Below are 25,607 nucleotides of genomic sequence, written 5' to 3' on the forward strand. Positions count from 1 at the left end.
CTCGCTTCCGACCGGTTACGGCGTGGCGTCGGGCAGGCGCACGGCCTGGCCTTCGCTCAGCGAATGGATGCCGGCGACGACCACGCGGTCGCCGGCGGCCAGGCCTTGTGTGACGGTGGCGCGGCTGCCGTTCCGTCCCGTCACGGTGACGGGACGGCGGGTCACGGCCTTGCCGCTCGCGTCCACGAGCCAGACCGAATCCTGGCCATCCGTATTCAACAGTGCCGTCGCCGGCAGGACGAAGCGGGGCGTGACGTTCCGCGAGAGGGAGACCGTGAGGGTCGAGCCGAGGCGGAAGGCCGGCGAAGGAGCGAGCAGTGTCATGCGGATGCGCCGGGTCCGGGTGACACGGTCGGCGAACGGCGCGGTCTCGCGGACCTTGGCCGTGGCCGTCACGTCGGGTGCGCTCTGGAGGGCGACGGTGAAGACCGCGTCCTTCGGCATGGCGCCGACGAGGTCCTCCGGGATGTCGACCACCGCCTCGCGCTCCTCGGGGCGAGCGAGGGTCAGCACCGCCTGGCCGGCGCTGAGCACCTGACCGACTTCGGCCGACCGCACGGTGACGACGCCGTCGAAATCGGCGTGGAGTTCGGTGTAGCCGATCTGGTCGCGGGCCTTCTGGAGGCTGGACTGGGCCTGGGCGAGACGGGCCTGGGCGGTGTCGCGGCTGGCGACCGCGCTGTCGAGCTGGGCCTGGGTGACGTTTCCGCCGGCGAGCAGCTTGCGGCGGCGGTTCTCCGTCGCGCCGGCATTCTCGGCCTGGGCCTCGGCATCGGCGAGGTCCGCCTCCGCACGTGTCAGGGCGAAGCGCGGCACGACGGGATCGAGGGCGGCGAGGCGCTGCCCTTTCTTCACGACATCGCCCACGGTCACGTCGCGGGCCACCATGCGTCCGGCGATCTGGAAGCCGATCTCCGACTGGTAGCGCGGTGCCACGACCCCCGCGAAGGGGCCGAAAACTTCCGTTGCGACCGATTTGGCCGTGGTGGTCAGCACTGGGCGAACAGGGGCCGGACCGGCCTCCTGCTCCGGCTTGCAGCCCCCCAAGACGAGGACCGCGAGGAAAGCCACGACGGCAGGAGCGGGGTGATGGTTCACGGGGCAACCCCCAGCATCTGGGCGACGGCGACGACCTGGCCCGGTCGGAGCAGTTGGATACCGGCGATGACCACTTCCTCGCCGGGCTCGATCCCGCCCGCCAACGCGATGGTATCGGGGGCGTAGCGCTCCAGGGTGACCTTGCGCGGCGCCACGGTGCCGTCCTTGGGATCACGTACCCACACCGCAGGACCATCCTGCCAGCGGTAGAGGGCCGACCACGGCAGGACGATGGCCTGGCGCGCGTGGAACTTGCCGGTGCCGATCACCACGGCGCCAAGGCTCATGCCCGGCGGGGTCGCTTGGAGCCCGACCTTGACCCTCACGGTGCCGGAAGCGGAATCCACGCTCGGCGAAATTTCGCGCACGCGGCCCACCGCCGTCACCTTGGGGTCGGCCTGGAGGGCGACGGCGACGGTCTCGCTTTCGGGTGGTGCCGCCAGCACCGCCTCGAAGATGTTGAACACCGCGTCGCGCGGGCCGTCCTGCGCCATGACCATCACGGTCTGGCCGGCCTGAACCACTTGGCCGACCTCGAAGGTTCGGCTGAGCACGATTCCGTCGACCCCGGCCTTGAGATCCGTGTAGGAAAATTGCTCCTGGGCCGTGCCGAGGGCCGCCTTGGCGGATTCCACCGCCGCCTGCGTGGTGCGCAACTGCTGCTCGGCGTCGTCGTAGCTCGGCCGCGTGGTGTAGCCGCCGGCCATCAGGCTTTCCTGGCGCTTGAAGCTGACCTTGGCCTGCGTCAGCAGGGCTTCGGCCGACGTCAGCGCCGCCTTCGCGTTGTCGAGGTTGGCCCGCTGCTCCTGCGGATCGAGGCGCGCCAGAACCTGATCGGCCCGGATGTGATCGCCGACCTCGACGAGGCGGCTGGCGATCTTGCCGGCGGTGCGGAACGAGACGTTGACCTGAGACTGCGCCTCGATGTCCCCGGTGAAGATGAGGTCCGAACTGATGGTGGTGCGCTGGGCCACCACCGTGCGAACCAGAGCGAGCTCTTGGCTCCTGTCGGTGCCGGCAATCCTGTCCGCGCCAGAACGAACGCTCTCGTCGGCCGCCGCGGGGACGGGAACTGCGGCAAGGACGGCCACGGTCACGAAAAGGGCCGCGCCGAGGAGAGCCGGCCAGGATCGGATCGGTGAAAAATCCGTCATCGCTTCCCGCTCGTCCCTCTCGCGACCCTATCGGTGGCGATCCTTATCGGCTATCTTACCGACCGTCCAGACGGTTTTTAGAAATAGGAACGTGATGACCAAACCGCGCACGCGGCGCGAAGACCGCCCGGCGATCATCCTCGATGCGGCCGAGCGCCTGATCCGCCGCGTGGGGACACGCACCCTGACCATCGATGCGGTGGCGGCGGAGGCCGGCCTGAGCAAGGGCGGCGTGCTGCATCATTACGGCTCGAAAGACGCGCTGATCCAGGCGCTGGCCGAGCGCAAGCTCGGGATGATCCGCGACAGCATCGCGGCCCACGAGGCGGCTCAGGGACCCGGTCCGGCCGCTCTCCCTCTGGCGCTCATCGCCCATGTCCGGCAGGTCTACGCCGACGAAGAGGGATTTCCCCGCGCCCTCCTGCTGGCATCGGCGGAGAATCCCGAGGCCTTCGCAGGCTTCAACACATTCCTGAAGGACCGCCTCGCCCAGATGGAAGACGTCGCCCGCTGCCCCGGCGCGGGTGCGGTGCTGACCTTCGCGACGCTCGGCCTGCTCCTGACGCGGACGCTCGGCTTCCACACCATCGAGGGTGCGGATCTGGCTCGTTTGTTCGACGCCATGGAGCGATTCGCGCGGGATCTTCCCAAAGGCGACCCGGACCGGGCGTGACGCTCAGGCGGCCTGCGCCGCCATGGCCTCGAACACACCGGCATGGCGGGCCGCGAGGGCATCGATATCGGTTGCGTAGCCGCCGCCGATCACCGCCACGAGGGGAATGTTGCGGGATCGCGCCGCCGCGACGACCAAGCGGTCCCGAGCGGACAGCCCCGCATCCGTGAGGGCGAGGCGACCGAGACGATCGTCGCGGTGGGGATCGACGCCGGCGTTGTAGAAGACGAGATCCGGAGCGAGCGCATCGAGGAGGGGGCCGACATGGGCTTCTAGAGCGGCGAGGTACGCCGCGTCCTCGAGCCCGTCGGGCAGGCCGACATCGCGGTCGCCTGCGATCTTGCGGGCCGGGTAGTTCCTCTCGGCGTGGAGCGAGAACGTGAACAGGTCCGGCGTGCCCGACAGGCAATCGGCGGTGCCATCGCCCTGGTGCACGTCGCAATCGATCACCACGGCGCGGGCGATGGTGCCCTCCCGGTGAAGGGTACGGGCCGCGATGGCGACATCGTTGAAGATGCAGAACCCGGCCCCGCCGCTGCGGCGGGCATGGTGACTCCCCCCGGCGGCGCTTCCCGCGAGGCCATGCGCCAGGGCGAGTCGCGCCGCCAGCAGGGTCCCGGCGACGGAGGCCCGCGAACGCGCGACCACGCTCGCTTCCACGGGCAGCCCGATCTCCCGCGCGACGGCGCGCGGGACGTCGTGGGCGAAGACGGATTCGACGTAGGCCCGGTCGTGCACCCCGGCGATGAGATCCACATCCGCCGGCTCGGGACGCACGAATCCCCCCGGCGCGAGGCCCCGCGCCTGGAGGATCTCGGACAGGCGGCGGTACTTGCCCATGGGGAAGCGGTGCCCGTCCGGCAGGCTCGCCTGATAGTCCGGGTGATAGACGATGGGCGGGACCGTCACGCCCCCGCGGCCTCCGCTCCGTGGACCATCCCCCGCATTCCCGCCCCCACGCCGCCCATCCCGCAGACCTTGTCATACGACTGAAGCCGAGGGGCTGTTAGGGCCGTTCGGACGACCGGGGCGCGGCACGATGTCGGCCTCGGCGCGGGAGACCCGGACATGATGGACGCCTGGACCGGAACGGACCTTGCCCTGATCTTGTGTCTCGCCCTGACGCTGATCAACCTCGCCAGCCTCGGGCTGGCGGGTCTGCGTCTCGGGGGACGGCGCGGCGCCTCGATCTTCCCCACGAAAGCGCCGATCTCCCTGGTGCGCCCGGTCTGCGGCCTCGAGGCCTTCAGCGAGGAGATGCTCACCCGGGGCTTTCGCCTCGAGCATCCTGACTACGAACTCATCTTCTGCGTGGCCGACCGGGCCGACCCCATCGTGCCCCTGCTCCACCGCCTGATGGCCGCTCACCCGGAGATTCCGTCGCGCCTCATCGTCGGCGACGAGCGGATCAGCGACAATCCGAAGCTCAACAATTGCGTCCGCGGCTGGGAGGCGGCGCGTCACGACTGGGTGGTGTTGGCCGATTCCAACGTCCTGATGCCACCGGATTATCTCCAGCGGCTCCAGTCGGCATGGCGTCACGACACCGGCCTCGTCTGCTCGACGCCCATCGGGGCCCGGCCGGACGGCTTCTGCGCCGAGATCGAATGCGCGTTCCTCAACACCCTCCAGGCCCGCTGGCAATATGCCGGCGAGGCCGTGGGCCTCGGCTTCGCCCAGGGCAAGAGCATGCTGTGGCACAAGCCGTTCCTGGAAGCCCGCGGCGGCATCCGCGCCCTCGCGGCCGAGATCGCCGAGGACGCGGCGGCGACGAAGCTCGTGCGGGCGGCCGGCGCCCGGGTCCATCTCGTGGCGAGCCCGTTCGAGCAGCCCCTGGGGCGGCGAAAGCCCGCCGAAGTCTGGGCGCGCCAGTTGCGCTGGGCGCGCCTGCGCCGCGTCACCTTTCCGGCGTTCTTCGCACCCGAGATCGGCACCGGTCCGGTCCTGCCCTTCGGCATCGCCCTCCTGTCGGTTCCATCGACGACCCTCGCGGGTTGGCTGTGCGCTCTGGCCGCCCTCTGGTACAGCGCGGAGTACGGCCTCGCGGTTCGAGCTGGATGGTATCGTGGGCCGCGCCTTCTCCTCGCCTTCCTCGTCCGCGACGCCGTCTTCCCGGTGATCTGGATCGGCGCCTGGATGCGGGGCGCGGTTCTCTGGCGCGGCAACCCCATGGATATTCGACCGAAGGCACCGGCCCGCCTGAGCACCCGGGTGACGGCGGCCTGAGCTTCCGGTGCGGCCGGCGCCCTGGTAAGCCGCCCGTCATGAAGATCGGCATCCTCGAGACCGGCGATCCGCCCGAGCGCCTGAGTGACCGCTACCCGTCCTACGGGCGGATGGTGGCCGATCTCGTCGGGCCCGGCCATGCCTATACGCACTATGCCGTCGCGCGTGGGACCCTTCCGGCGGGCCCCTCGGAGCAGGACGCCTACCTCATCACCGGGTCCCCGGCGGGCGTCTACGAACCGCTGCCCTGGATCGCCGCCCTCATCGGGTTCCTGCGCACGGTGCCGCCCGAAACGCCGCTGGTGGGCATCTGCTTCGGTCATCAGGTCATGGCCGCCGCCTTCGGCGGGCGGGTGGCGAAATCGCCCAAGGGCTGGGGCATCGGCCTGCACACCTACCGGGTCCGGGCTCGTGCCGCTTGGATGGACGACGTCACCGAAATCGCCGTCCCGGCGATCCATCAGGATCAGGTTCTGGAGCCGCCGCCCGGCACCCTGACCCTCGCGGGCAGCAGCTTCACGCCGTACGGCATCCTCAATTACCGCGACCGGCGCGCGATTTCGTTCCAGGTCCACCCGGAATTCGCGTCCGACTACGCCCTGGCCCTCGTCGCCGGCCACAGCCCTGCGGTACCGCACGAGCCGGCGGTGCACGCAGCAGCCCTCGCCTCGCTGGCGCGAGCCAACGACGGACCACGCCTCGGCGGCTGGATCAGGCGATTTCTGGAGACCGGAGCGTGACGATGGTGCGGGCGGTCGGAATCGAACCGACACTCCTTGCGGAACCGGATTTTGAGTCCGGCGCGTCTACCAATTCCACCACGCCCGCGATGAACGCCTCATGGCACACCTTCGTGATTCGAGCCAGTGGCGATTTTCCACGGCCGCGTGCTCGCCACGCCCTTTGGCCTATGCTCAAAGGGCAGTGCTTTTCCACCCCATCCATTCGGATTCCGCCAAGCCCATGATCCGTCCATGATCCGCCGCCTGTACGAATGGATCCTCGCGCTCGCGGGCAAGCCGTCGGCGCCGTGGGCGCTGGGCGCGGTGTCGTTCGCCGAGAGTTCGTTCTTCCCGGTACCGCCCGACGTGATGATGGTGCCCATGGCGGTGAGCAGGCCCGACCGGGTGTGGTTCTACGCCCTCATCACCACCCTGACCTCGGTGGCCGGCGGCGTGCTCGGCTACGCCATCGGCGCCCTGCTGTTCGATTCCGTCGGCCAATGGGTGTTCCGGGTCTATGGCCTGTCCGAGAAGGCCGCGACGTTCCAGGCGTCCTACGCCGAGTACGGCCATTGGGTGATCCTGCTGAAGGGGCTGACCCCGATCCCATTCAAGCTCGTGACCATCACCTCGGGTTTCGCCCATTACGACCTGTTCTGGTTCGTGGTTCTGTCCCTCGTCACCCGGGGCGCGCGCTTCTTCCTCCTGGCGGGACTTCTCGGGCGCTACGGCGTTCAGATCCGCGGGGTGCTCGACCGGCACCTCAACGTCGTCGCAGCCATCGCGGTCGCGGTGATCATCCTCGGCTTCGTCCTGTTCAAGGTGCTTCTGTAAGATGAACTACGCGACCCTGCTGCGCCTGCGCCGGAGCGCCCTGATCCTCGTCGTCGGCGCGGTGGTGACCCTGGCGGCGGCGCTCTATTTCCAGTTCGTGCTTGGCTACGTGCCGTGCAAGCTCTGCCTCGAGGAGCGCATTCCGTACTACGCGGCGATCCCCCTCGGGATCCTCGCCCTCGTGCTTCCGGAACGCCTGAGCCGCGTTGCCCTGGGCCTGGCCGCCCTCGGGCTGCTCTACGGCGCCGGGTTGAGCGTCTATCACGCCGGCGCCGAGTGGGCGCTCTGGGCCGGTCCGACGGATTGCGGCGGGGGTACCGGGGCGGCACCCGCCACGGTCACGGATTTCCGCGCGACCCTCGAGACCACGCGGGTGGCCGATTGCTCCACCGCCGCTTGGCGGTTCCTGGGCGTCTCGCTCGCCGGCTGGAACGCCGTGGTGGCGTTCGTCCTCGCGTCCATTTCGGGCACGGCCGCCGCGAAGCGCTGATGGGGTCAGTGCCGGTCGTCGGGGGCCGGCGGCAGGGGCGCCACCTCGATACCCTCTTCGACGAGGGCTCGAGCTTCCTTGAGGCTGGCTTCGCCGTAGATCGGGCGGGTCGGGCTCTCGCCGTAGTGCATCCGGCGCGCCTCCTCGGGAAACGCCGTGCCGACATCGTCGGCAGTGCTGGTGACGTGCTCGCGCACGGCTCGCATGAGTGCGCGAACGCGCTGTTCGGGCTCCGAGAACACGGGTGTCGGCGCAGGAGCGGGGACTGGCGCCACCTCGGGCACATCGGCAGCGGGACTGCGAGCCACCGCACGATCGGTGCGGGCGATGGCCGGGGCCATCATTCCCTTGGCCACCCGCGCGGATCCGCAGACCGGACACGCCACCAGCCCACGCGCGGCCTGGTCGTCGTAGGATTCGCTCGACGGAAACCAACTCTCGAAGGCGTGGCTGCCATCGCAGACGAGGGTATACCGGATCATGGGCGGACTCGGGTCGGGATCAGGCGGAATGCCCGATCCGCTCCACGGTGAACGGCCGGGCGTGCAGGAGGGCCGGTATCCGCGCACGGGCGTCGGTGACGCGGGACAGGTCGATCTCCGCCAGGATCACCCCGGGCTCGTTTCCGCCGGCATCGGCCAGCACCTTGCCCCAGGGATCGACGATGAGCGAGTGGCCGTAGGTGTCCCGCCCGTCCTCGTGATGGCCGCCCTGCGCCGCCGAGATCATGAACGATCCCGTCTCGATGGCGCGGGCCCGGTGCAGCACGTGCCAATGGGCCTCGCCGGTCTGCTGGGTGAAACACGCCGGCGCCGTGAGGATCGTGGCGCCGGCCTCGGCCAGCGCCCGGAACAGGGCCGGGAAGCGGATGTCGTAGCAGATGGTGACGCCGATGGGTGCCCACGGCGTGTCGGCCACCACCGCACAGGCTCCTCCCGTATACGTGGCGGATTCGCGCCAGCGCTCGCCGTTGGGCAAATCGACGTCGTAGAGATGGACCTTGTCGTAGGACGCGGTGATCGCCCCCTGCCCATCGATGAGGAAGGCACGGTTGGCGATCTTGTCACCGTTGCGCACGGCGAGCGACCCGATCTGGACGACGAGGCCGCGCTCCCGCGCCACCTCGCGCAGGGCCGCCAGCGTCGGGTCTTCGTCCTGGCCGGTGACCTTCTCGAACAGGCTTGCCTTGCTGCGCTCGACCAGGGAGGTCATCTCCGGGGTCTGCACGTAATCGGCACCCGCATCCGCCGCCTCGCGCACCAGGGCGACCGCCGCGTCGCGGTTGGCGAGGGGGTCGCGTCCCGAGCGCATCTGCACGCAGGCGGCGACGAAGCGGGATGCGTCCGTCACGAGGCGGACACCATCGGCTCGAGCTTGCCGGCGCCGTTGAGGGCGTAAAGATCGTCACAGCCGCCCACATGGCTCTCACCGACGAAGATCTGCGGCACGCTGGTGCGTCCCCCGGCCCGCTGAACCATGGCGGCGCGCGAGCCGGCCGTCTTCTCGACGTCGATCTCAGTGAAGACGATGCCCTTCTCTCGAAGCAGGCTCTTGGCCGCCGAGCAGTAAGGGCACCAGGCGGTGGTGTAGATCGTAACCGGCTTCATGTCTCAGGGCCCCAAGGCGTTCCACATCGCTTATAGGCGAGCCTGGAGACTCTTCCTACTGCGGCGTTCCGCGGGGCCTGAGGCGATTTTCAGGCCGCGAGCAGCTTCTCGACTTCGTTGACGAGGTCGCGCAGATGGAACGGCTTCGACAGCACCTTGGCGTCCTTCGGAGCCTTCGAATCCGGGTTGAGGGCCACAGCTGCGAAACCCGTGATGAACATCACCTTGATGTCGGGATCGAGCTCGGTGGCGCGGCGCGCCAGCTCGATGCCGTCCATCTCGGGCATCACGATATCCGTGAGGAGCAGCTCGAACGGCTCCTCGCGCAGCCGGTTGTAGGCCGAGAGGCCGTTGTCGAACGAGAGCACGTCGTAGCCGGCATTCTGCAACGCCTTGGCCAGGAACCGGCGCATGTCGTTGTCGTCTTCCGCGAGGAGGATCTTCATCGAACGTTGCCTTGTGCCCTTGAGTCGCTGTGTTCTTTCCACAAAGCACCAGCTTGGTAAACAGAACGTTGCCAACGGACTCCGGCCGCCCCCCCGGGCTTGGTGTGCGACGGCACCGTGGCCTGCGGGCGACGGGCGCCGTGCCAGTAGACACGGCCCGCACGGCCCCGCACAGTGGCGCCATGCGTTTTCCCGCCCGGACCGAGGCGCCCGCGCCGCGATGACAGAACCGCTCTCCCCTCCGGATTCTCCGGAACATCCCTGGTTCGACCCGCCCTTCCGCGTGGACGAGCCTGAGGCCCACACCCTCCCCTTCGTGTTCAATGCGCCCCATTCCGGGGCCGTGTATCCGCGCGCCTTCGTCGAGGCCTCACGCCTCGACGCCCTGACCCTGCGTCGGTCGGAGGACGCGCATGTCGACCGGCTGTTTGCGCCGGTGGTGGATCTCGGCGCGCCGCTCATGAGCGCGAACTTCCCCCGGGCCTACCTCGACGTGAACCGCGAGCCCTACGAACTCGACCCACGCATGTTCGACGGGCGATTGCCGGCGTTCGCCAACACACGCTCCATGCGGGTGGCCGGCGGCCTCGGCACCGTGCCGCGAGTGGTCGCCGACGGACAGGAAATCTATCGCGGACGCCTGCCGGTGGAGGACGCGGTCACCCGGATCGAGACTCTCTACAAACCGTATCATCGCACCCTGCGCGGACTGATCCAGCGCACCGCCCGCGATTTCGGCCACGCCATTCTCATCGATTGCCATTCGATGCCGTCCTCGAGCCTCGGTCGGGACGAGTCCGCACGGGCCGACTTCATCCTCGGCGACCGGTTCGGCACCGCCTGCGCGCCCGAACTCATCGGGGCGTTCGAGGACCACCTTCGTGCCCGTGGATTCCGCACCCTGCGCAACAAGCCCTATGCGGGCGGCTTCATCACCGAACATTACGGCGAACCGAATCTCGGACGCCATGCCCTTCAGGTGGAGATCAACCGTGCCCTCTACATGAACGAAACGAGCCTCGCCCTCGGGCCGGGCTTCTCGGAACTGGTGTGGCACCTGCGGACCGTCGTCGCGGCGGTGGCAGCCGAAGTCGAGGACTGGGCGCCGCGCCGAATGGCGGCGGAGTGAAGCGAGCCATCGCCCAGCCGCCGGCAAATCCGCCCGATCCCGAGGCAAAATTATTTTAAGGCCAGACACGGCGCGCGAAATTTTCGTGACCTCGAGCCAGCCGTTCGGTGGATAGGAGTAGCCCGGCTCGCGCGCTTACCTATAATGCCGGGCAACACGCCGCCGCACGAGCACGCATCCATGCCCTCCCGCATTCCCGATTTCACCGCCGTCGCCTACGCGGCCGATGCCATTGCCGCCCCGGTGCCGCCGATGGGCGAGCCCTGGATGACCCCCGAGGGCATTCCGGTGAAGGGCGTCTACGGACCCGAGGACCGCGAGGGCATCGAGTTCCTGAACACCTATCCGGGCGTGGCGCCGTTCCTGCGCGGGCCGTACCCGACCATGTACGTCACCCAGCCCTGGACGATCCGGCAGTATGCCGGATTCTCGACGGCGGAGGATTCGAACGCGTTCTACCGGCGCAACCTCGCCGCCGGGCAGAAGGGCCTGTCGGTGGCCTTCGATCTCGCGACCCACCGGGGCTACGATTCCGATCACCCGCGGGTGTCGGGCGATGTCGGCATGGCGGGCGTCGCTATCGACTCGATCTACGACATGCGGACACTGTTCTCCGGCATTCCCCTCGACGAGATGACCGTCTCGATGACCATGAACGGCGCCGTGCTGCCGATCCTGGCCCTGTACATCGTGGCGGCCGAGGAGCAGGGCGTGCCGCCGGAGAAGCTCGCGGGCACGATCCAGAACGACATCCTCAAGGAGTTCATGGTCCGCAACACCTACATCTACCCGCCGGCGGGTTCGATGCGGATCATCGGCGACATCTTCGCCTACACGTCGAAGAACATGCCGAAGTTCAATTCGATCTCGATTTCCGGCTACCACATGCAGGAAGCTGGGGCGACGAACGACCTCGAACTGGCCTACACGCTCGCCGACGGCGTCGAGTACATCAAGGCGGGCCTCGCCGCCGGCCTGACCATCGATCAATTCGCCCCGCGTCTGTCGTTCTTCTGGGCGATCTCGACGAACTTCTTCATGGAGATCGCCAAGATGCGGGCTGCGCGCCTGATCTGGGCCAAGCTCGTCAAGGAATTCGAGCCGAAGACCGACAAGTCCCTGCCGCTGCGCACCCATTCGCAGACGAGCGGCTGGTCGCTGACTGCGCAGGACGTGTTCAACAACGTCACCCGCACATGCATCGAGGCGATGGCGGCGACGCAGGGCGGCACCCAGTCCCTTCACACCAACGCGTTGGACGAGGCGCTGGCGCTGCCGACAGACTTCTCCGCCCGCATCGCCCGCAACACCCAGCTGTTCCTGCAGCAGGAGAGTGGCACGACGCGCGTGGTCGATCCGTGGGGCGGCTCCTACTACGTCGAGAAGCTGACTCAGGACATCGTTGCCCGCGCCTGGGAGCATCTTCGCGAGGTCGAGGAATTGGGTGGCATGGCGAAAGCCATCGAGGCCGGCATCCCGAAGCTGCGCATCGAGGAGGCGGCCGCCCGCGCCCAGGCCCGGATCGATTCCGGCCGGCAGACCATCGTGGGCGTCAACAAGTTCAAGCCGGACGACGACCGCGCCATCGAGCTCATGCGCGTCGACAACGGCAACGTCCGCATGCTGCAGATCGACAAGCTCAAGCGCCTGCGCGCCGAGCGCAGCCAAGCCGATGTCGATGCGGCCCTCGCAGCACTGACCGAGGCGGCGCAGGGCGAAGGCAACCTGTTGGCACTCGGCATCGAAGCGGCGCGGGCCAAGGCCACCGTGGGCGAGATTTCCGATGCCCTGGAGAAGGCCTGGGGTCGGCACCGGGCCGAGATCCGCTCGATTTCGGGCGTCTACAAGCGGGAGGTGGGTGGCATGTCGCCGGCAGTCGAGACGGTCCGTCATCTCGTGGAAGCGTTCGAGGAAAACGACGGGCGCCGTCCGCGCATCCTCGTCGCCAAGATGGGACAGGACGGCCACGACCGCGGCCAGAAGGTAATCGCCTCGGCCTTCGCCGATCTCGGCTTCGACGTCGATATCGGGCCGCTCTTCGCCACCCCGGACGAGGCCGCCCGGCAGGCGGTTGAGAACGACGTCCACATCGTCGGCGTCTCGTCGCTGGCCGCCGGCCACCTCACCCTGGTGCCGGAACTCAAGGCCGCGCTCACCGCGCAGGGGCGCGAGGACGTGATGATCGTCATCGGCGGCGTCATTCCCCCGGGCGATTACCCCGCCCTCCATGCAGCGGGCGCCTCGGCGATCTTCCCGCCCGGCACCGTCATCGCCGAGGCGGCGGTCAAGCTCATCCAGGAGTTGAACGGCCGCCTGGGCTACGCCGCGCGCCAAGCGGCGGAATGATCCACGCGGCCCGGTCCATGCTGGACCTTGGCCCTCCCCTCGCGTGAGTGATCGACCATGGTACAGGCACGTTCCGAACTGATCCACCCCGTGATCCTGTGCGGTGGGTCGGGTACGCGCCTGTGGCCGGCCTCGCGCGAGAGCATGCCGAAGCAGTTCACCCCCCTGGTGAACGCCGACAGCTCGACCTTCCAGGACACGGCGCGCCGTGTGCTGGATCCCGCCGTGTTCGGTCGCCCGACGATCATCAGCAACGCCGAGGCACGGTTCATCGTCGCCGAGCAGCTGCTCCAGGCCGGCGTGCAGGCCGACATCGTGCTGGAGCCCGAGCGCAGGGATTCGGCCGCAGCCGTGGCGGTCGCGGCCCTGCATGCGGCCCGCCGCGATCCGGAAGCCGTCGTTCTGATCCTGGCGGCCGATCACGTCATCGGCGATACGCCGGCCTTCGTCGCCGCCGCGCAGGCGGCCGCCATCGGTGCGCGGGCCGGCCGGATCATGACCCTCGGCATAGAACCGACGGGGCCGGCCACCGCCTATGGCTACATCCGGCGCGGAGCGGGCCTCGATGGGGTGCCGGGCGCCTACGCCGTCGAGCGCTTCGTCGAGAAGCCGGATCGCGACGGGGCCGAGCGCCTCATCGGCGAGGGCGCCCTGTGGAACTCCGGCTACTTCCTGTTCCGCGCCGACGTGATGCTGGCCGAGCTCGAAGCGCGGGCGCCCGAGATCCTGTCGGCGACCCGGGCGGCCCTCGACGCCGCGCAGGTCGACCTCGACTTCCTGCGCCTCGACGGCTCCGCCTTCTCGCGGGCTCCGAAGACCTCCATCGACTACGCCGTGATGGAGCGGACCGAGCGGGCCGGCGTGCTCCCGGTCTCGTTCCCATGGTCGGACGTCGGCACCTGGGACGCCGTGTGGGAAGTCCTGCCCCGCGACGCGTCGGGAAATGCCGTGCGCGGCCGGGTCGAGACCATCGACACCCATGGTAGCCTGATCCACAGCGAGGGCGAACTCCTCACCACCGTGGTCGGCCTCGACGATGTGGTGGTGGTGGCGACTCCGGACGCCGTGCTGGTGACCTCGAAGGCCCGCTCCGGCCAGGTCAAGGACCTCGTCGCCCAGCTTCGCGAGAAGGCCCATCCGGAAGCCGACGCCCATCGGCGGATGTACCGCCCCTGGGGCTGGTACCAGCGCATCGACATCGGCGAACGCTTCCAGGTGAAGCGCATCATGGTGACGCCGGGCGGCCGACTCTCCTTGCAGAAGCACTATCACCGGGCCGAGCACTGGGTGGTGGTGCGGGGCACCGCCGAAGTCACCGTCGACGACCGGGTGGTCCTCGTCCACGAGAACGAAGCGGTCTATCTGCCCATCGGCTCGATGCACCGCCTCACCAACCCGGGCAGGATCGCCCTCGAACTCATCGAGGTCCAGGTCGGCTCGTACACGGGCGAGGACGACATCATCCGGGTCGAGGACATCTACGGGCGCTGAGTCACGCCGCCACCGGCCGATCGGCGCGGCCGCGGTAGGACAGGGCTTCGGCGAGGTGGATGCGACGGACCTGGGCCTCGCCGTCGAGGTCGGCCAGCGTGCGTGCCACCCGCAGGGTGCGGTGGAAGCCGCGGGCCGAGAGGCGCATGGATTCGGCCGCGCTCCGTATCAGGGCGGCCCCTTCCGCATCGGGCGCCGCCACCGCTTCGATCACCGTGGCCGGGCAGGAGGCGTTGGTGACGCTGGGTCCGAGATCCCGGGCAGCGTAACGTGCCGTCTGCAGGGCGCGGGCGGCGGCGACCCGGGCCGCCATCTCGGCCGAGCCTTCCGCCGGCGGCGGCAGGATGAGGTCGGCGGCGGTGACGGCGGCGACTTCGATGCGCAGATCGATGCGATCGAGGAGAGGCCCGGAGATGCGGGCACCGTACTGGGCGACGCAGCGTTCGTTCGGGCCCTTGCGACAGGCGTAGCCCGGCTCCAGGGCTTGACCGCAGCGGCACGGGTTCATGGCCGCCACGAGCTGGAAACGGGCCGGATAAGTCACCCTGTGGTTGGCGCGGGCGATCATGATCTCCCCCGTCTCCATGGGCTGGCGTAGGGAATCGAGCACCTGTGGGGTGAACTCTGGCAATTCGTCGAGGAACAGGACGCCGCCATGGGCGAGCGACGCCTCGCCCGGCCGGGCGTTGATCCCGCCGCCGACCAGAGCCGCCATCGAGGCGGAGTGATGCGGCTGCCGGAAGGGCCGACGGTTCGACAGCGCCCCATCCTTGAGGGCACCGGCGACGGACTGGATCATCGAGACTTCGAGGAGTTCGCGCGGGGAGAGCGGTGGCAGGATCGAGGGCAGGCGGGCGGCCAGCATCGACTTGCCGGCCCCGGGCGGGCCATTGAACACGAGATTGTGCGATCCGGCCGCCGCGATTTCCAGGGCACGCTTGGCACCCTCCTGGCCCTTGATGTCGCGCAGGTCCGGCAGTGGACCGCCCGACGCGGCGATGGCGGGTTCGGGGCGAGCCAACACCTGCGTGCCCTTGAAGTGGTTGGCGAGCTGGATGAGCGAGCGCGGCGCCAGTACGTCCATGTCGCCCGCCGCCCAAGCCGCCTCCGGCCCGGTGGCAGCCGGACAGATAAGGCCGAGGCCGCGGGCATTGGCCGCCATTGCGGCGGGCAGCACGCCGGAGACCGCCGTGATGGTGCCGTCGAGGGCCAGTTCGCCGAGCACGCAGTAGCCGGCCAAGGCATCGGCCGGCAGGGCGCCGATGGCGGCCATCACGGCGAGCGCGATGGGCAGATCGTAATGGGAGCCTTCCTTGGGCAGATCGGCCGGCGCGAGGTTGACGGTGATGCGCTTGGCCGGCAGCGCCAGCCCCGAGGCGATGAGGGCGGAGCGCACCCGCTCGCGGGATTCTCCCACGGCCTTGTCGGCAAGTCCCACCACCGTGAAGGCCACGAGGCCGGGCGCGATCTGGACCTGCACATCGACGGCCCGCGCCTCGATTCCCTCGAAGGCGACGGTGGCGACGCGGGTGACCATGGCTCTTAACCCTTTGGGACGGCTCGACGGATACAAGCGTAGGCGGCAGTTCGATCGGAAACAACCTTAGCGCACGCAGGACTTCGCAGGGACCGGGAACCGGATCATGCGGTGCATCGTTCGCACCCCACCTCGACCGTTTTTAAGGAGTTCACATGTCGTTCAAGACCACCGGCCTCGCCGCACTCGCCCTCGGCCTCGCCCTTACCGGTGCGGCCCGCGCGGACCGCGAGCCCACCGCCGCCGAGCTGACCCGGATCGACGCCGTGCTGAAGGAGGCGGGCTTCACCAAGTGGAAGAAGATCGAAGTCGAGAGCGACGAGATCGAGGTGGACGACGCCATCGACGCCAACGGCAAGCAGTTCGACCTCAAGCTCGACCCGAAGACCTTTGCGATCGTGAAGCGCAAGCCCGAGTAAGGCGAACGGCAGCGGTCGCTCCCGAGAGGATCACCGCTGCCGTTCGAACGCGGTGCCCGCCGTGCCCCGGCGGACGCCGTCCGGACCCAGAGCTTGCCACTCTGTGAGAACCACCGGTCCGGTCCGGCGTAGGGCGAACAGCGTCTTTCCGATCTCGTAGAGCTTCGTGCCGTAGGCGTTCACGAGCCGCCCATCGCCGTAGGTGTGGAATTTCACCGCGACCGAGGTCGCGTCGCCATCGAGTTTGCAGACGATGGTCTCGTCGGTCTGAAACCCTTCGATCCTGAGAAGACAGTCGCGGTTTCCCCGGCCCGACGCGATGTCGAGGCGATACGTGACGACGATGGGAGAACCACCGGCCGTGCGGCCGCCATCGTGTACGAAGGCGTAGTGTCCGGCCCAGGGTTGAGCGGGGGCCTGCCCCGACACCGTGGTCCCCAGCGCAATGAAACTGGCCGATAGGATCAAGGCGGTGTGGAGCGCCCGCGCCCGAAATGAAGCCATGCCTCGCTCTCCCGTGTCACTGCTGCGGTCCGGCCGCTTGCATCCGCCGCCGGCCCCGGCCATATAGCGCACGGGAGGTTGGCGAGGGACGTTTCACTCGCCAACCGGGTCAGGTCCGGAAGGAAGCAGCCCTAACGAGACCGAGCGGGTCTTCGTCCAGCCTCCCACCTTTCGATCTATAGCCCGCGTGGCGGCATCCCTCCGACCAGGGCGGCGCCAACCCACGCGAAGGCGGCATGGACGCGACCTCCGGCACTCCGAGCGACGCCCCCGGCCTTCCGGGTTTTCCCGAGCCGCAAGCGTCCGCGACGCCCTATCGGGTGCTCGCCCGCAAGTATCGCCCCCAGAACTTTGACGACCTCATCGGACAGGGCGCCATGGTGCGGACCCTGGCCAACGCCTTCGCGGCCAACCGCATCCCCCAGGCGTGGATGCTGACGGGCGTGCGCGGCGTCGGCAAGACCACCACGGCCCGCATCCTGGCGCGGGGCCTGAACTACGTCCGCGACGGCCATCCCGACACCGGTCCCACCATCGCGATGCCCGAACTCGGGCGCCACTGCCAGGCGATCATGGAATCCCGGCACATGGACGTGCTGGAGATGGACGCCGCCTCGCACACGGGCATCGACGACGTGCGCGGGATCATCGACGGCATCCGCTATTCACCCGTCTCGGCCCGCTACAAGGTCTACATCGTCGACGAGGTCCACATGCTCTCCGAGAAGGCGTTCAACGCCTTCCTGAAGACCTTGGAGGAGCCACCACCTCACGCAAAGTTCGTGTTCGCCACCACCGAGATCCGCAAGGTCCCGGTGACGATCCTGTCGCGCTGCCAGCGCTTCGATCTCCGCCGTGTCGAGGCCGACACCCTGGTGTCGCATCTGGCCGGGATCTGCGCCGCCGAGCGTGTCGAGGCCGATGCCGAGGCACTGTCCGCGATCACGCGGGCGGCGGAGGGCTCGGTGCGGGACGCCCTCTCGCTCCTCGATCAGGCCATCGCGCACGGCGCCGGACACGTGAGTGCCCAGGGCGTACGGGACATGCTGGGTCTGGCCGACCGGGGCCGTATCGTCGACCTGTTCGAGGCGGTGATGCGCGGCGACATTCCGGCGAGCTTTTCCGAGGTGCGCGGCCAGTACGAGGCGGGCGCCGACCCCGCCGTGATCCTGTCGGATCTCGCGAGCTTCACCCACCTCGTCACCCGCCTGAAGCTGGTACCGGAGGAGGCCGCGGCCGATCCGACCCTGAGCGAGGCGGAGCGGTCGCGCGGCGGCGAATTCGCGGGCAAGCTCTCCGTCCGGGTGCTTTCGCGGGCGTGGCAGATCCTCCTCAAGGCGATTCCGGAAGTACAGACTGCGACGCGGCCGCTGGCCGCCGCCGAGATGGCCCTGGTGCGCCTCGCCTACGCGGCCGATCTGCCGACCCCCGACGAAGCCCTGCGCCAGTTCAAGGGCGAGGCCCTGGCGGCTCCGGCCCGGACACCGGCTGACACCCACGCCAGTTCCGCACCCGTCACGGCGCAGGGGCGCCCGGCCCTGCCGCCGATCCCGACCTTCTCGTCCGAGCCGCCGCCGCGCCCGGCCCTGTCCATGGCGGCCGGCGGCGGTGGCCGTCCGGCCCTATCGATGGTCGCGCCCTCACCCATGCCGAGCCAGGCGCCCGCACCGAGCCAAGCCCCCTCCCCCGAACCAGAAGGCCCACGGCTGACGCGCTTTGCAGACGTCGTCGCGCTGGCCGACACCAAGCGCGACATCGGCCTGAAGATGGCCCTCGAGCGCGAGGTCCATCTCGTGCGCTTCGAGGAGGGGCGCATCGAGTTCCGTCTCGCGGAGGGCGGGCGCCAGACCATCGCCAACGACCTCGCCAAGGCCCTCGACCTGTGGACGGGCCGGCGCTGGATCGTCGCCTTGTCGAAGGAGGCCGGCGAGCCGACCCTCGACGCCACGGCACGGGCCGCGACGGAAACCCGTCATCAGAGCGCCGCCGCCCATCCCCTCGTGCGTGCGGTGATGGCGGGCTTCCCCGGTGCCCAGATCGTCGACGTGCGCGACAAGACCCCTGAGATTGCGGTCGAGGCTCCGCCGACGGGCGAGGCCGAGACCGAAGACACGGACGGCGAGGCATAGCGCCGGCGCCGCTCCGTCCCCAGATCAGGCCGAACGCCTCACCCGATACAGCCGAAGGACATTACGAGCATGCGCGACCTCATGGGCATGATGAAGCAGGCGCAGGCCATGCAGGAGAAGATGGCCGCCCTGCAGGGTGAACTCGACACCGTCGAGGTATCGGGCGCCTCCGGCGGCGGCGCCGTACGGGTGACCATGACGGCCAAGGGACAGGTGAAGGGCGTGCAGCTCGATCCGACCCTGATGAACCCGGATGAGCGCGAGATCCTGGAGGATCTCATCGTCGCCGCCATGAACGACGCCCGGGGCAAGGCCGAGCAGGTCGCCGCCGAGCGCATGGGCGAGCTGACGAAGGGCCTGCCCCTGCCGCCCGGCCTGAAACTCTTTTAGGGGCTCGAAGGGGGCGACCCGCAGGTCGCCCCCTTCGAGAGATCAAGCTGCGATCGCCTGAGCGGACGGCTCGGCCGCCCGCACGTCGGCGTCGACGTGTTCGGCGAAGCGCTTGAAGTTCTCCTGGAACATGGCGACGAGGCGCGTCGCCGTTTCGGCGAAAGCGACCTTGTTGGTCCAGGTTTCCACGGGTGACAGCACCTGGGCCTCGACGCCCGGCACCGAGACCGGCACCTGGAACCCGAAATACGGATCGCGTCGGAATTCGACCTGGGACAGGGATCCGTCCAAGGCTGCCGTGAGCAGGCGGCGCGTCACGCGGATCGGCATGCGTCGGCCCGTGCCGACACCACCCCCGGTCCACCCGGTGTTCACGAGCCAGCAGTCGACCGCGTGCTTCGCGATGAGGTCGCGCAGCAGATTGCCGTAGACGCTCGGGTGACGCGGCATGAACGGCGCCCCGAAGCAAGTCGAGAACGTCGCCTCCGGGGCCGTCAGGCCGCGTTCGGTGCCCGCGACCTTGGCGGTGTAGCCCGAGAGGAAGTGGTACATCGCCTCTGCCCCCGTGAGCCGTGCGATGGGTGGCATCACCCCGAACGCATCGCAGGTGAGCATGACGATGTTCTTCGGGTGCGCAGCGCGTCCCGTGGTGCTCGCATTGGCGATGAAGTCGAGGGGATAGGCGCAACGGGTGTTCTCCGTGCGGGAGGCGTCGTCGAAATCGGGCACCCGGGTTTCGGGATCGATGACCACGTTCTCCATCACCGTGCCGAAGCGCTCGGTGGTGGCGTAGATCTCGGGTTCGGCGTTCCGGGAGAGGCGGATGGTCTTGGCGTAACAGCCGCCCTCGAAGTTGAAGATTCCATCCGGGCTCCAGCCGTGCTCGTCGTCGCCGAGCAGCATGCGCGAGGAGTCGTTGGAGAGGGTCGTCTTGCCCGTGCCCGACAGGCCGAAGAACAGGGCCGACTGGCCGGCCTCGTCGAGGGCCACGTTGGCCGAGCAGTGCATCGGCATCACCCCGACCTTGGGCAGCCGGTAATTGAGGTAGGTGAAGACCGACTTCTTCATCTCGCCGGCGTAGGCCGACCCGCCGATGAGCACGAGGCGGCGCGAGAAATCGATGGCGATGACCGTCTTCGAGCGGCAGCCGTGGCGATGCGGCTGAGCCTCGAAGCTCGGCAGATCGATGATCGTCAGTTCCGGCACGAAATCCGACAGGGTCTCGCGCTCGGGCCGGATCAGCAGGTTGCGGATGAACAGGGAGTGCCAGGCCAGCTCGGTGAACACCCGGGCCTTGACCCTGTGGCACGGGTCGGCGCCGCCATGGAGATCCTGGGCGAACAGTTCGCGACCCTCGGCATGGCTGAGGAAATCCTGATAGAGCGTCTCGAACTGCTCGGGCGTGATCGCGCCGTTGTTCTCCCACCAGACTTCGTTCTCGGTGCCCTCGTCGCGCACCACGAACTTGTCCTTCGGCGAGCGCCCCGTGTGGCTGCCCGTGGTCGCCACCAGGGCGCCGCCCTGCGCGAGTTCCGCCTCGTTGCGGCGCAGCGCCTCTTCGTAGAGCCGCGGAACTTCGAGATTCCAATGCACGGCTTTCAGCTGGCGCAGGCCGCTGGCCTCCGCGCCGTGGCCCGAATTGAAAAGTCCGATGTTGGTCATGCGCGTTCCTCCTCGGGCCCCTGATCGCTCCGCCGGGCCGGACTCGTGTGTGGGGCGTCCGCGCGGTCGTTCAGGTCCGCCGCGCGCAGGTTCGCCGCCCCACGAGTCACCGTTTGTGCTCGGTTCCTCGAATCTTGCCGACAAATCACGTTTGCGACAATGGAAAAAGAAATTTGAATTCTCCGTATCCCGCGCGGGCGTAGGCCTGCGGGGGCGAAACCGGAGCGGCGCGACCCTATGTGTGGAGGATTCCTGCTTTCGCCGGGTACGCCTCACCCGCTATCCCGCTTGAACCATGTGGTGGCCTCGGGCCATCCGCACGAGCCCAGACGGACCGTTCATGCCCCAAGCCGTCGCCGGTCCCGAGATCGAGCGCCTGATCCAGCTCCTCGCCCGCATGCCGGGCCTCGGCCCGCGCTCGGCCCGGCGCGCGGCCCTGCAGCTCATCAAGAAGCGGGAAACCCTGCTCGCTCCCTTGGCCGACGCCATGCGGGTCGCCTCGGAGCGCATCGTCGTGTGCAGCGCCTGCGGCAACGTCGATACCGCCGAGCCCTGCACCATCTGCCGCGACGAGAGCCGCGACCCCTCGACCCTCGTGGTGGTGGAGGACGTCTCAGACCTCTGGGCCCTGGAGCGCTCGGGCGCGGTGACGGCCCGTTACCACGTGCTCGGCGGCGTACTGTCGGCGCTCGACGGCGTGCGGCCGGAGCACCTCAACCTCGACAGCCTCGTGGCGCGCGCCGGCGACCCGGCCATGCGCGAGATCATCCTAGCGCTGAACGCCACGGTCGACGGTCAGACCACGGCGCATTACGTCACCGAATCGCTGAAGGTCCATGGACTGAAGATCACCCGCCTCGCCCACGGTGTGCCGGTGGGCGGCGAACTCGACTACCTCGACGAGGGCACGCTGACGGCCGCCATCCGCAGCCGCACACCCTTCTGACGGGCGGACGCACGGGTCATTTGACCGCTCATCGGCACGACCTTATCTGCTGGGGATCGCGGCGCCGCGATCCCCACAGCCGAACCCCATCACGCCATGACCATCCGTCCGCTCGTCATCCTGCCCGACCCGATCCTGCGCAAGGTCTCCGAGCCCGTCGGCCCCGTGACGGACGAGATCCGTACCCTGGTCGCCGATATGCTGGAGACGATGTACGACGCTCCGGGCGTCGGCCTCGCGGCGATCCAGATCGGGGTGGCGAAGCGCGTCGTCACCATCGACACGTCGAAGGACGAGGACGACCGCCGGCCGCAGGTCTTTCTCGATCCCGAGATCGTCTGGGGCTCGGAGGAGAAGCGGGTCTACGACGAGGGCTGCCTCTCGATCCCGGATTATTATGGCGAGGTCGAACGGCCGGACCGGGTCCGCGTGCGGTTCCGCGGCCTCGATGGCGCGACGCAGGAGATCGAGACCGACGGCTTGCTCGCCACCTGCATCCAGCACGAGATCGACCACCTCGACGGCGTGCTGTTCATCGACCACCTGTCGAAGCTGAAGCGCGACCGGGTGGTGAAGAAGTTCGCCAAGGCGGCCAAGCGCGACGCCGCGTGATCCCACGTTAGGAGAAAGCCCGATGCGCGTCGTGTTCATGGGCACGCCGGATTTCGCCGTGCCGACGCTGGCACGCCTTCATGCTGACGGCCACACCCTCGTCGCCGTCTACACGCGCGCGCCGGCCAAAGCCGGGCGCGGCATGGCCCTGAAGGCATCCCCGGTCCACGTGATGGCCGAAGCCCTCGGCGTGCCCGTGCTGACGCCCACGACCCTGAAGAATGCGGAAGCCGTCGAGACCTTTCGGGCGCACGCGGCCGATGTCGCCGTGGTGGTGGCCTACGGGATGCTGCTGCCCCAGGCGATCCTCGACCTGCCGCGCCACGGCTGCCTCAATCTCCACGGCTCCCTGCTGCCGCGCTGGCGCGGCGCCGCTCCGATCCAACGCGCCGTGATGGCGGGCGACGCGATGAGCGGCGTCGGCGTGATGCGGATGGAAGCCGGCCTCGACACCGGCCCGGTCGGCCTGGAGGCGCGCCTGCCGATCACGCACGGCATGAGCGCCGGTGCCCTGCACGACGCGCTCATGCCGCTCGGCGCCGACCTGATGGCCCGCGCCCTCGCCGAACTGGAGCACGGCGCCCTCACGTTCACACCGCAGGCGACTGAGGGCGTCGTCTACGCCCACAAGATCACCAACGACGAGGCGCGCATCGACTGGACCCGCCCGGCCCCTGAGGTCGCCAACCACGTCAACGGACTGGCCCCCTTCCCAGGCGCCTTCTTCGAGGCCGATCTCGGCAAGGGTCCGGAGCGGGTGAAGGTGCTGGGCGCCCTCGCGACGGAGGCCAAGGGCGACCCCGGCACGATCCTCGACGAAGCCTGCACCCTTGCCTGCGGTACGGGCGCCGTCCGCCTCACGGCCCTGCGCCGCGCCGGCAAGGGCGGCGTCGCGACCGGGCCGGAGTTCATGCGGGGCGCCCGCTTGGTGCCCGGCTCGTCCCTCGGCGCCTGATGCCGCGCTACAAGCTCGTCATCGAGTACGACGGCACGCCGTTCTGCGGCTGGCAGCGCCAGACGGCGCAGCCCTCCGTGCAAGGCGCCATCGAGGCGGCGGTGAAACGCTTTTCCGGCGAGTCCGCCGGCCTCACCTGCGCCGGCCGCACCGATACGGGGGTTCACGCCACGCATCAGGTAGCGCATCTCGACCTCACCAAGGCTTGGCGCACGGAAGTGGTGCGCGACGCCCTGAACGCGCATCTGCGCCCGCATCCGGTCTCGATCCTGAGTGCCGAGCGCGTTGCCCCGGACTTCAACGCCCGCCATTCCGCGTTCCGCCGGCACTATCGCTACCGCATCCTCAACCGCCGCAGCCCGGCGGCCCTGACGCGCGGACAGGTCTGGCAGGTGCCGTGGCCCCTCGATGTCCCGCTGATGCAGGCCGCCGCGCGCCCGCTCCTGGGTTGCCACGACTTCACGGCCTTCCGGGCCGCCGAATGCCAGGCCAAGAGCCCGATCCGCACCCTGGAACAGCTCGACGTCGCGATGGTGAGCATGGGTCACTTCGACGAGATCGTGGTGGCGGCGTCGGCGCGCTCGTTCCTGCACCACCAGGTCCGGGGGCTCGTCGGCACCCTGGTGCTCGCAGGCTCCGGCAAGATCACGGCCGACGATGTCGCAGAGATCCTGGCGAGCCGGGACCGCAGTCGTTGCGGCCCTCTAGCCCCGTCGTGTGGCCTGACGCTGGTGGGGGTGGATTACCTAAATGAACCGCTGATTCACATTAAAGTTTAATCTGAGGTTGAATTTATACCCGGCTCTGCGTCCAAATGCGCAACCTCTCCGATCATCGTGAGGAGCTCGGGATTATCACCATGGAAACACCCCTGCGGGTCATCATCGTCGTTGCCTCCGCCTTCGCGGTCCTTTCACCCCTGATCTTCATTGCGATCCGAGAGGCCATCAAACGCCAGCGGCAGGAGACCATCAAGGATCTCGCCCTGGTTTTCGAGATCGCCGACCGGTCGAGCCCCTCCCTGATCCCATCCTTCGAATTTGTGAAGTACAAGTATTTCGTCGGCGCCAAGCGCCGCTCAGTGCCCGTCGTCACTCCGATGCAGCCTGGCACGGCAGTCCAAGACTTCCCGCGTCGGAAGGAAGACTACGCAACGCTCTCCTGGCTTATCGGCAGCATCCCGTTCAGCGTCCTGTCGGGGCTGGCGATGTTCTACGCTCTGTCGCTCCTCGTTTCGCTTTTGGCGCCTGCGGGAAGCGATGCGGCGGCGTTCCGCTGGCCGGGGGTGACTTACCCTACGCTCGACGGCATCGGGATGGTGTGGCTGCTTGGCCTGTGCGCAGCGTTCGCCGGCAGCTACATCACCGCCCTTCGCAATCTCTACCGAGCGATCAAGAACTTCGATCTCAGCCCCGGAACCCTCGTCGGTGAGACGATCCGGATGCTTTTGAGCGCGGTGCTCGCCCCGGTACTCGTCGTCGGCCTCTTCTGGATCGGCACTGAGGCGGTTCAAGCCCTGGTGACGAACGAGGCGACCCTGACCGCGCCATCCGTCATCGCGCTGGTGGTCGCCGCCAGCTTCATCGCGGGCGTGATGCCGGAGGTCGTCCTGCGGAGCATCATCCAGCGCGACAAACTACGGAACTTCAAGCGGGAGGAGGAGGTGTTCGAGGCGTTCAAGATCACGCCCGTGGAGATCATCGACGGCATCGACAGCGATATCCGCATCCGGCTCGAGGATTATCATATCCACTCCACGCAGAACCTCGCCGCGGCCAACCCGTTGATGCTGTTCGTGGAGACACCCTATGGGGTCTATCAGATCATGGACTGGGTCGCCCAGGCGCAACTCTGTTGCTCGGTCGGGCGTGATCGCGTGATCCGGTTATGGCCCCTGGGCGTTCGGACCCTGTTCGACCTCGAGCGCCTCGCCGCTTCGGGCGAGGGTGCGAGCGAAGCCCTTCTCCTCGAAGTCGGACGGGTCATCCTGGGCGAGGGACTGGTCCCGAGGGAGATTGCCGATCGGCCGGCTGCGGTGGCCATGGTCCGGGCCAGCATCGAATTGCGCCTCGACGATCCCCACGTCCAGCGCCTGCGGCAGATCTACATCGCCGTGGGCGATCGCCTGGGCGCGAGCAGCCGGCGGTTTCGGTCGAGCCGCGTCAACTATCGGTGCCGCTACCGGTCCGGACACGGCTGGCTCTGCCGAAGTCTCAAGCGCCGAGCCGCCTGACGCG

Annotated in this window: 26 protein-coding genes, 1 tRNA gene and 1 other RNA gene; 17 read left to right on the plus strand and 11 right to left on the minus strand. The window is 68.6% G+C overall.

The features are described from left to right. Window positions 1-15: 15 nt before the first annotated feature. The gene (locus ASF52_RS11165; protein WP_056357010.1) at window positions 16-1,098 is read right to left on the minus strand and encodes an efflux RND transporter periplasmic adaptor subunit; all 1,083 of its coding nucleotides are present in this window, start codon (window positions 1,096-1,098) and stop codon (window positions 16-18) included. Then, the gene (locus tag ASF52_RS11170; protein ID WP_056171780.1) at window positions 1,095-2,252 is read right to left on the minus strand and encodes an efflux RND transporter periplasmic adaptor subunit; all 1,158 of its coding nucleotides are present in this window, start codon (window positions 2,250-2,252) and stop codon (window positions 1,095-1,097) included. Before ASF52_RS11170 ends, ASF52_RS11165 begins: the two co-directional genes overlap by 4 nt. A 94-nt stretch (window positions 2,253-2,346) precedes the next feature. On the opposite strand from ASF52_RS11170, the gene ASF52_RS11175 reads away from it, so the two are divergent. After that, window positions 2,347-2,925, plus strand: coding sequence for a TetR/AcrR family transcriptional regulator (locus ASF52_RS11175; protein ID WP_056171782.1), 579 nt, complete (start codon window positions 2,347-2,349; stop codon window positions 2,923-2,925). A gap of 3 nt (window positions 2,926-2,928) precedes the next feature. On the opposite strand, the gene ASF52_RS11180 is transcribed toward ASF52_RS11175, so the two are convergent. Next, entirely contained in the window at window positions 2,929-3,765 is an 837-nt protein-coding gene (locus tag ASF52_RS11180) for a histone deacetylase family protein (RefSeq protein ID WP_082515304.1), read from the minus strand. Between the two features lie 228 nt (window positions 3,766-3,993). Here ASF52_RS11180 and ASF52_RS11185 point away from each other — a divergent pair, with 228 nt between their 5' ends. Together ASF52_RS11185 and ASF52_RS11190 are read left to right on the plus strand one after the other, a co-directional pair. After that, entirely contained in the window at window positions 3,994-5,151 is a 1,158-nt protein-coding gene (locus ASF52_RS11185) for a ceramide glucosyltransferase (protein ID WP_056171786.1), read from the plus strand. Between the two features lie 38 nt (window positions 5,152-5,189). Then, on the plus strand, window positions 5,190-5,891 hold the full coding sequence (locus ASF52_RS11190; RefSeq protein ID WP_056171788.1) for a glutamine amidotransferase-related protein: 702 nt from the start codon (window positions 5,190-5,192) through the stop codon (window positions 5,889-5,891). Between the two features lie 3 nt (window positions 5,892-5,894). Here ASF52_RS11190 and ASF52_RS11195 read toward each other — a convergent pair. After that, a tRNA-Leu gene (locus ASF52_RS11195) sits at window positions 5,895-5,979 on the minus strand. Window positions 5,980-6,125: 146 nt separating this feature from the next. Between ASF52_RS11195 and ASF52_RS11200 the strand changes: the two genes are divergently transcribed. Continuing rightward, on the plus strand, window positions 6,126-6,707 hold the full coding sequence (locus ASF52_RS11200; protein ID WP_056171790.1) for a YqaA family protein: 582 nt from the start codon (window positions 6,126-6,128) through the stop codon (window positions 6,705-6,707). A gap of 1 nt (window position 6,708) precedes the next feature. Next, a complete protein-coding gene (locus ASF52_RS11205; RefSeq protein WP_056171792.1) occupies window positions 6,709-7,197 on the plus strand; it encodes a disulfide bond formation protein B in 489 nt (162 codons plus the stop codon). 5 nt (window positions 7,198-7,202) lie between these two features. Here the strand turns inward: ASF52_RS11205 and ASF52_RS11210 are convergent, their stop codons facing one another. From ASF52_RS11210 to cpdR, 4 genes are all read right to left on the minus strand, one after another. After that, window positions 7,203-7,679, minus strand: coding sequence for a DUF1178 family protein (locus ASF52_RS11210; RefSeq protein ID WP_056171794.1), 477 nt, complete (start codon window positions 7,677-7,679; stop codon window positions 7,203-7,205). Between the two features lie 19 nt (window positions 7,680-7,698). Continuing rightward, window positions 7,699-8,547, minus strand: coding sequence for a carbon-nitrogen hydrolase family protein (locus ASF52_RS11215; protein WP_274533790.1), 849 nt, complete (start codon window positions 8,545-8,547; stop codon window positions 7,699-7,701). Beyond that, window positions 8,544-8,804, minus strand: coding sequence for a glutaredoxin 3 (gene grxC, locus ASF52_RS11220; RefSeq protein WP_056171797.1), 261 nt, complete (start codon window positions 8,802-8,804; stop codon window positions 8,544-8,546). Before grxC ends, ASF52_RS11215 begins: the two co-directional genes overlap by 4 nt. Window positions 8,805-8,893: 89 nt before the next feature. Next, the gene (gene cpdR, locus ASF52_RS11225; protein WP_003603128.1) at window positions 8,894-9,250 is read right to left on the minus strand and encodes a cell cycle two-component system response regulator CpdR; all 357 of its coding nucleotides are present in this window, start codon (window positions 9,248-9,250) and stop codon (window positions 8,894-8,896) included. A 220-nt stretch (window positions 9,251-9,470) separates the two neighbouring features. On the opposite strand from cpdR, the gene ASF52_RS11230 reads away from it, so the two are divergent. The 3 genes from ASF52_RS11230 (at window position 9,471) to ASF52_RS11240 (ending at window position 14,216) form a co-directional block, all read left to right on the plus strand. Continuing rightward, on the plus strand, window positions 9,471-10,379 hold the full coding sequence (locus ASF52_RS11230; protein WP_056171799.1) for an N-formylglutamate amidohydrolase: 909 nt from the start codon (window positions 9,471-9,473) through the stop codon (window positions 10,377-10,379). 180 nt (window positions 10,380-10,559) lie between these two features. Beyond that, window positions 10,560-12,725 carry a methylmalonyl-CoA mutase gene (gene scpA / locus ASF52_RS11235; protein WP_056172175.1) on the plus strand — a complete coding sequence of 722 codons (2,166 nt, stop codon included), beginning with the start codon at window positions 10,560-10,562 and terminating at the stop codon, window positions 12,723-12,725. A gap of 57 nt (window positions 12,726-12,782) precedes the next feature. Beyond that, window positions 12,783-14,216, plus strand: coding sequence for a mannose-1-phosphate guanylyltransferase/mannose-6-phosphate isomerase (locus ASF52_RS11240; protein ID WP_056171801.1), 1,434 nt, complete (start codon window positions 12,783-12,785; stop codon window positions 14,214-14,216). Between the two features lies 1 nt (window position 14,217). Here ASF52_RS11240 and ASF52_RS11245 read toward each other — a convergent pair whose 3' ends face one another. Then, a complete protein-coding gene (locus ASF52_RS11245) occupies window positions 14,218-15,753 on the minus strand; it encodes a YifB family Mg chelatase-like AAA ATPase (RefSeq protein ID WP_056171803.1) in 1,536 nt (511 codons plus the stop codon). A 155-nt stretch (window positions 15,754-15,908) separates the two neighbouring features. On the opposite strand from ASF52_RS11245, the gene ASF52_RS11250 reads away from it, so the two are divergent. Further along, on the plus strand, window positions 15,909-16,172 hold the full coding sequence (locus ASF52_RS11250; protein ID WP_056171805.1) for a PepSY domain-containing protein: 264 nt from the start codon (window positions 15,909-15,911) through the stop codon (window positions 16,170-16,172). A gap of 30 nt (window positions 16,173-16,202) precedes the next feature. Here ASF52_RS11250 and ASF52_RS11255 read toward each other — a convergent pair whose 3' ends face one another. Further along, a complete protein-coding gene (locus tag ASF52_RS11255) occupies window positions 16,203-16,676 on the minus strand; it encodes a DUF5991 domain-containing protein (protein ID WP_056171807.1) in 474 nt (157 codons plus the stop codon). 72 nt (window positions 16,677-16,748) lie between these two features. On the opposite strand from ASF52_RS11255, the gene ffs reads away from it, so the two are divergent. From ffs to ASF52_RS11265, 3 genes are all read left to right on the plus strand, one after another. Continuing rightward, window positions 16,749-16,845: signal recognition particle sRNA small type (ffs, locus tag ASF52_RS22045), an RNA gene on the plus strand. Window positions 16,846-16,912: 67 nt separating this feature from the next. After that, window positions 16,913-18,805: a DNA polymerase III subunit gamma/tau gene (locus ASF52_RS11260; RefSeq protein ID WP_056171808.1), complete on the plus strand. Its 1,893-nt coding sequence runs from the start codon at window positions 16,913-16,915 to the stop codon at window positions 18,803-18,805. Between the two features lie 69 nt (window positions 18,806-18,874). Then, window positions 18,875-19,195 carry a YbaB/EbfC family nucleoid-associated protein gene (locus ASF52_RS11265; protein ID WP_056171811.1) on the plus strand — a complete coding sequence of 107 codons (321 nt, stop codon included), beginning with the start codon at window positions 18,875-18,877 and terminating at the stop codon, window positions 19,193-19,195. A gap of 42 nt (window positions 19,196-19,237) precedes the next feature. On the opposite strand, the gene ASF52_RS11270 is transcribed toward ASF52_RS11265, so the two are convergent. Next, window positions 19,238-20,857 carry a phosphoenolpyruvate carboxykinase gene (locus ASF52_RS11270; protein WP_056171813.1) on the minus strand — a complete coding sequence of 540 codons (1,620 nt, stop codon included), beginning with the start codon at window positions 20,855-20,857 and terminating at the stop codon, window positions 19,238-19,240. Between the two features lie 340 nt (window positions 20,858-21,197). On the opposite strand from ASF52_RS11270, the gene recR reads away from it, so the two are divergent. From recR to ASF52_RS11295, 5 genes are all read left to right on the plus strand, one after another. Continuing rightward, window positions 21,198-21,803: a recombination mediator RecR gene (recR, locus tag ASF52_RS11275; RefSeq protein ID WP_056171814.1), complete on the plus strand. Its 606-nt coding sequence runs from the start codon at window positions 21,198-21,200 to the stop codon at window positions 21,801-21,803. Between the two features lie 96 nt (window positions 21,804-21,899). After that, window positions 21,900-22,415: a peptide deformylase gene (gene def / locus ASF52_RS11280; protein ID WP_056171816.1), complete on the plus strand. Its 516-nt coding sequence runs from the start codon at window positions 21,900-21,902 to the stop codon at window positions 22,413-22,415. Between the two features lie 22 nt (window positions 22,416-22,437). Beyond that, window positions 22,438-23,370 carry a methionyl-tRNA formyltransferase gene (gene fmt / locus ASF52_RS11285; RefSeq protein ID WP_056171818.1) on the plus strand — a complete coding sequence of 311 codons (933 nt, stop codon included), beginning with the start codon at window positions 22,438-22,440 and terminating at the stop codon, window positions 23,368-23,370. Then, window positions 23,370-24,149 carry a tRNA pseudouridine(38-40) synthase TruA gene (gene truA, locus ASF52_RS11290; RefSeq protein ID WP_056171820.1) on the plus strand — a complete coding sequence of 260 codons (780 nt, stop codon included), beginning with the start codon at window positions 23,370-23,372 and terminating at the stop codon, window positions 24,147-24,149. The genes fmt and truA overlap by 1 nt, the downstream gene beginning before the upstream one ends. An 80-nt stretch (window positions 24,150-24,229) precedes the next feature. Continuing rightward, entirely contained in the window at window positions 24,230-25,603 is a 1,374-nt protein-coding gene (locus ASF52_RS11295; protein WP_156630078.1) for a hypothetical protein, read from the plus strand. The last annotated feature ends 4 nt before the right edge of the window (window positions 25,604-25,607 follow it).

The sequence above is a fragment of the Methylobacterium sp. Leaf112 genome (assembly GCF_001423295.1).
GTDB lineage: Bacteria > Pseudomonadota > Alphaproteobacteria > Rhizobiales > Beijerinckiaceae > Methylobacterium.

Bases quoted from the DNA above. Each gene is read 5' to 3' on its own strand.
- def (WP_056171816.1), top strand. From the start codon at position 21,900: ATGACCATCCGTCCGCTCGTCATCCTGCCCGACCCGATCCTGCGCAAG.
- ASF52_RS11185 (WP_056171786.1), top strand. From the start codon at position 3,994: ATGATGGACGCCTGGACCGGAACGGACCTTGCCCTGATCTTGTGTCTC.
- ASF52_RS11190 (WP_056171788.1), top strand. From the start codon at position 5,190: ATGAAGATCGGCATCCTCGAGACCGGCGATCCGCCCGAGCGCCTGAGT.
- truA (WP_056171820.1), top strand. From the start codon at position 23,370: ATGCCGCGCTACAAGCTCGTCATCGAGTACGACGGCACGCCGTTCTGC.
- ASF52_RS11175 (WP_056171782.1), top strand. From the start codon at position 2,347: ATGACCAAACCGCGCACGCGGCGCGAAGACCGCCCGGCGATCATCCTC.
- ASF52_RS11270 (WP_056171813.1), bottom strand. From the start codon at position 20,857: ATGACCAACATCGGACTTTTCAATTCGGGCCACGGCGCGGAGGCCAGC.
- grxC (WP_056171797.1), bottom strand. From the start codon at position 8,804: ATGAAGCCGGTTACGATCTACACCACCGCCTGGTGCCCTTACTGCTCG.
- scpA (WP_056172175.1), top strand. From the start codon at position 10,560: ATGCCCTCCCGCATTCCCGATTTCACCGCCGTCGCCTACGCGGCCGAT.
- ASF52_RS11205 (WP_056171792.1), top strand. From the start codon at position 6,709: ATGAACTACGCGACCCTGCTGCGCCTGCGCCGGAGCGCCCTGATCCTC.
- ASF52_RS11245 (WP_056171803.1), bottom strand. From the start codon at position 15,753: ATGGTCACCCGCGTCGCCACCGTCGCCTTCGAGGGAATCGAGGCGCGG.
- ASF52_RS11240 (WP_056171801.1), top strand. From the start codon at position 12,783: ATGGTACAGGCACGTTCCGAACTGATCCACCCCGTGATCCTGTGCGGT.
- ASF52_RS11255 (WP_056171807.1), bottom strand. From the start codon at position 16,676: ATGGCTTCATTTCGGGCGCGGGCGCTCCACACCGCCTTGATCCTATCG.
- ASF52_RS11200 (WP_056171790.1), top strand. From the start codon at position 6,126: ATGATCCGCCGCCTGTACGAATGGATCCTCGCGCTCGCGGGCAAGCCG.
- ASF52_RS11210 (WP_056171794.1), bottom strand. From the start codon at position 7,679: ATGATCCGGTATACCCTCGTCTGCGATGGCAGCCACGCCTTCGAGAGT.
- fmt (WP_056171818.1), top strand. From the start codon at position 22,438: ATGCGCGTCGTGTTCATGGGCACGCCGGATTTCGCCGTGCCGACGCTG.
- cpdR (WP_003603128.1), bottom strand. From the start codon at position 9,250: ATGAAGATCCTCCTCGCGGAAGACGACAACGACATGCGCCGGTTCCTG.
- ASF52_RS11260 (WP_056171808.1), top strand. From the start codon at position 16,913: ATGGACGCGACCTCCGGCACTCCGAGCGACGCCCCCGGCCTTCCGGGT.
- ASF52_RS11295 (WP_156630078.1), top strand. From the start codon at position 24,230: ATGGAAACACCCCTGCGGGTCATCATCGTCGTTGCCTCCGCCTTCGCG.
- ASF52_RS11230 (WP_056171799.1), top strand. From the start codon at position 9,471: ATGACAGAACCGCTCTCCCCTCCGGATTCTCCGGAACATCCCTGGTTC.
- ASF52_RS11265 (WP_056171811.1), top strand. From the start codon at position 18,875: ATGCGCGACCTCATGGGCATGATGAAGCAGGCGCAGGCCATGCAGGAG.
- ASF52_RS11180 (WP_082515304.1), bottom strand. From the start codon at position 3,765: ATGGGCAAGTACCGCCGCCTGTCCGAGATCCTCCAGGCGCGGGGCCTC.
- recR (WP_056171814.1), top strand. From the start codon at position 21,198: ATGCCCCAAGCCGTCGCCGGTCCCGAGATCGAGCGCCTGATCCAGCTC.
- ASF52_RS11250 (WP_056171805.1), top strand. From the start codon at position 15,909: ATGTCGTTCAAGACCACCGGCCTCGCCGCACTCGCCCTCGGCCTCGCC.
- ASF52_RS11170 (WP_056171780.1), bottom strand. From the start codon at position 2,252: ATGACGGATTTTTCACCGATCCGATCCTGGCCGGCTCTCCTCGGCGCG.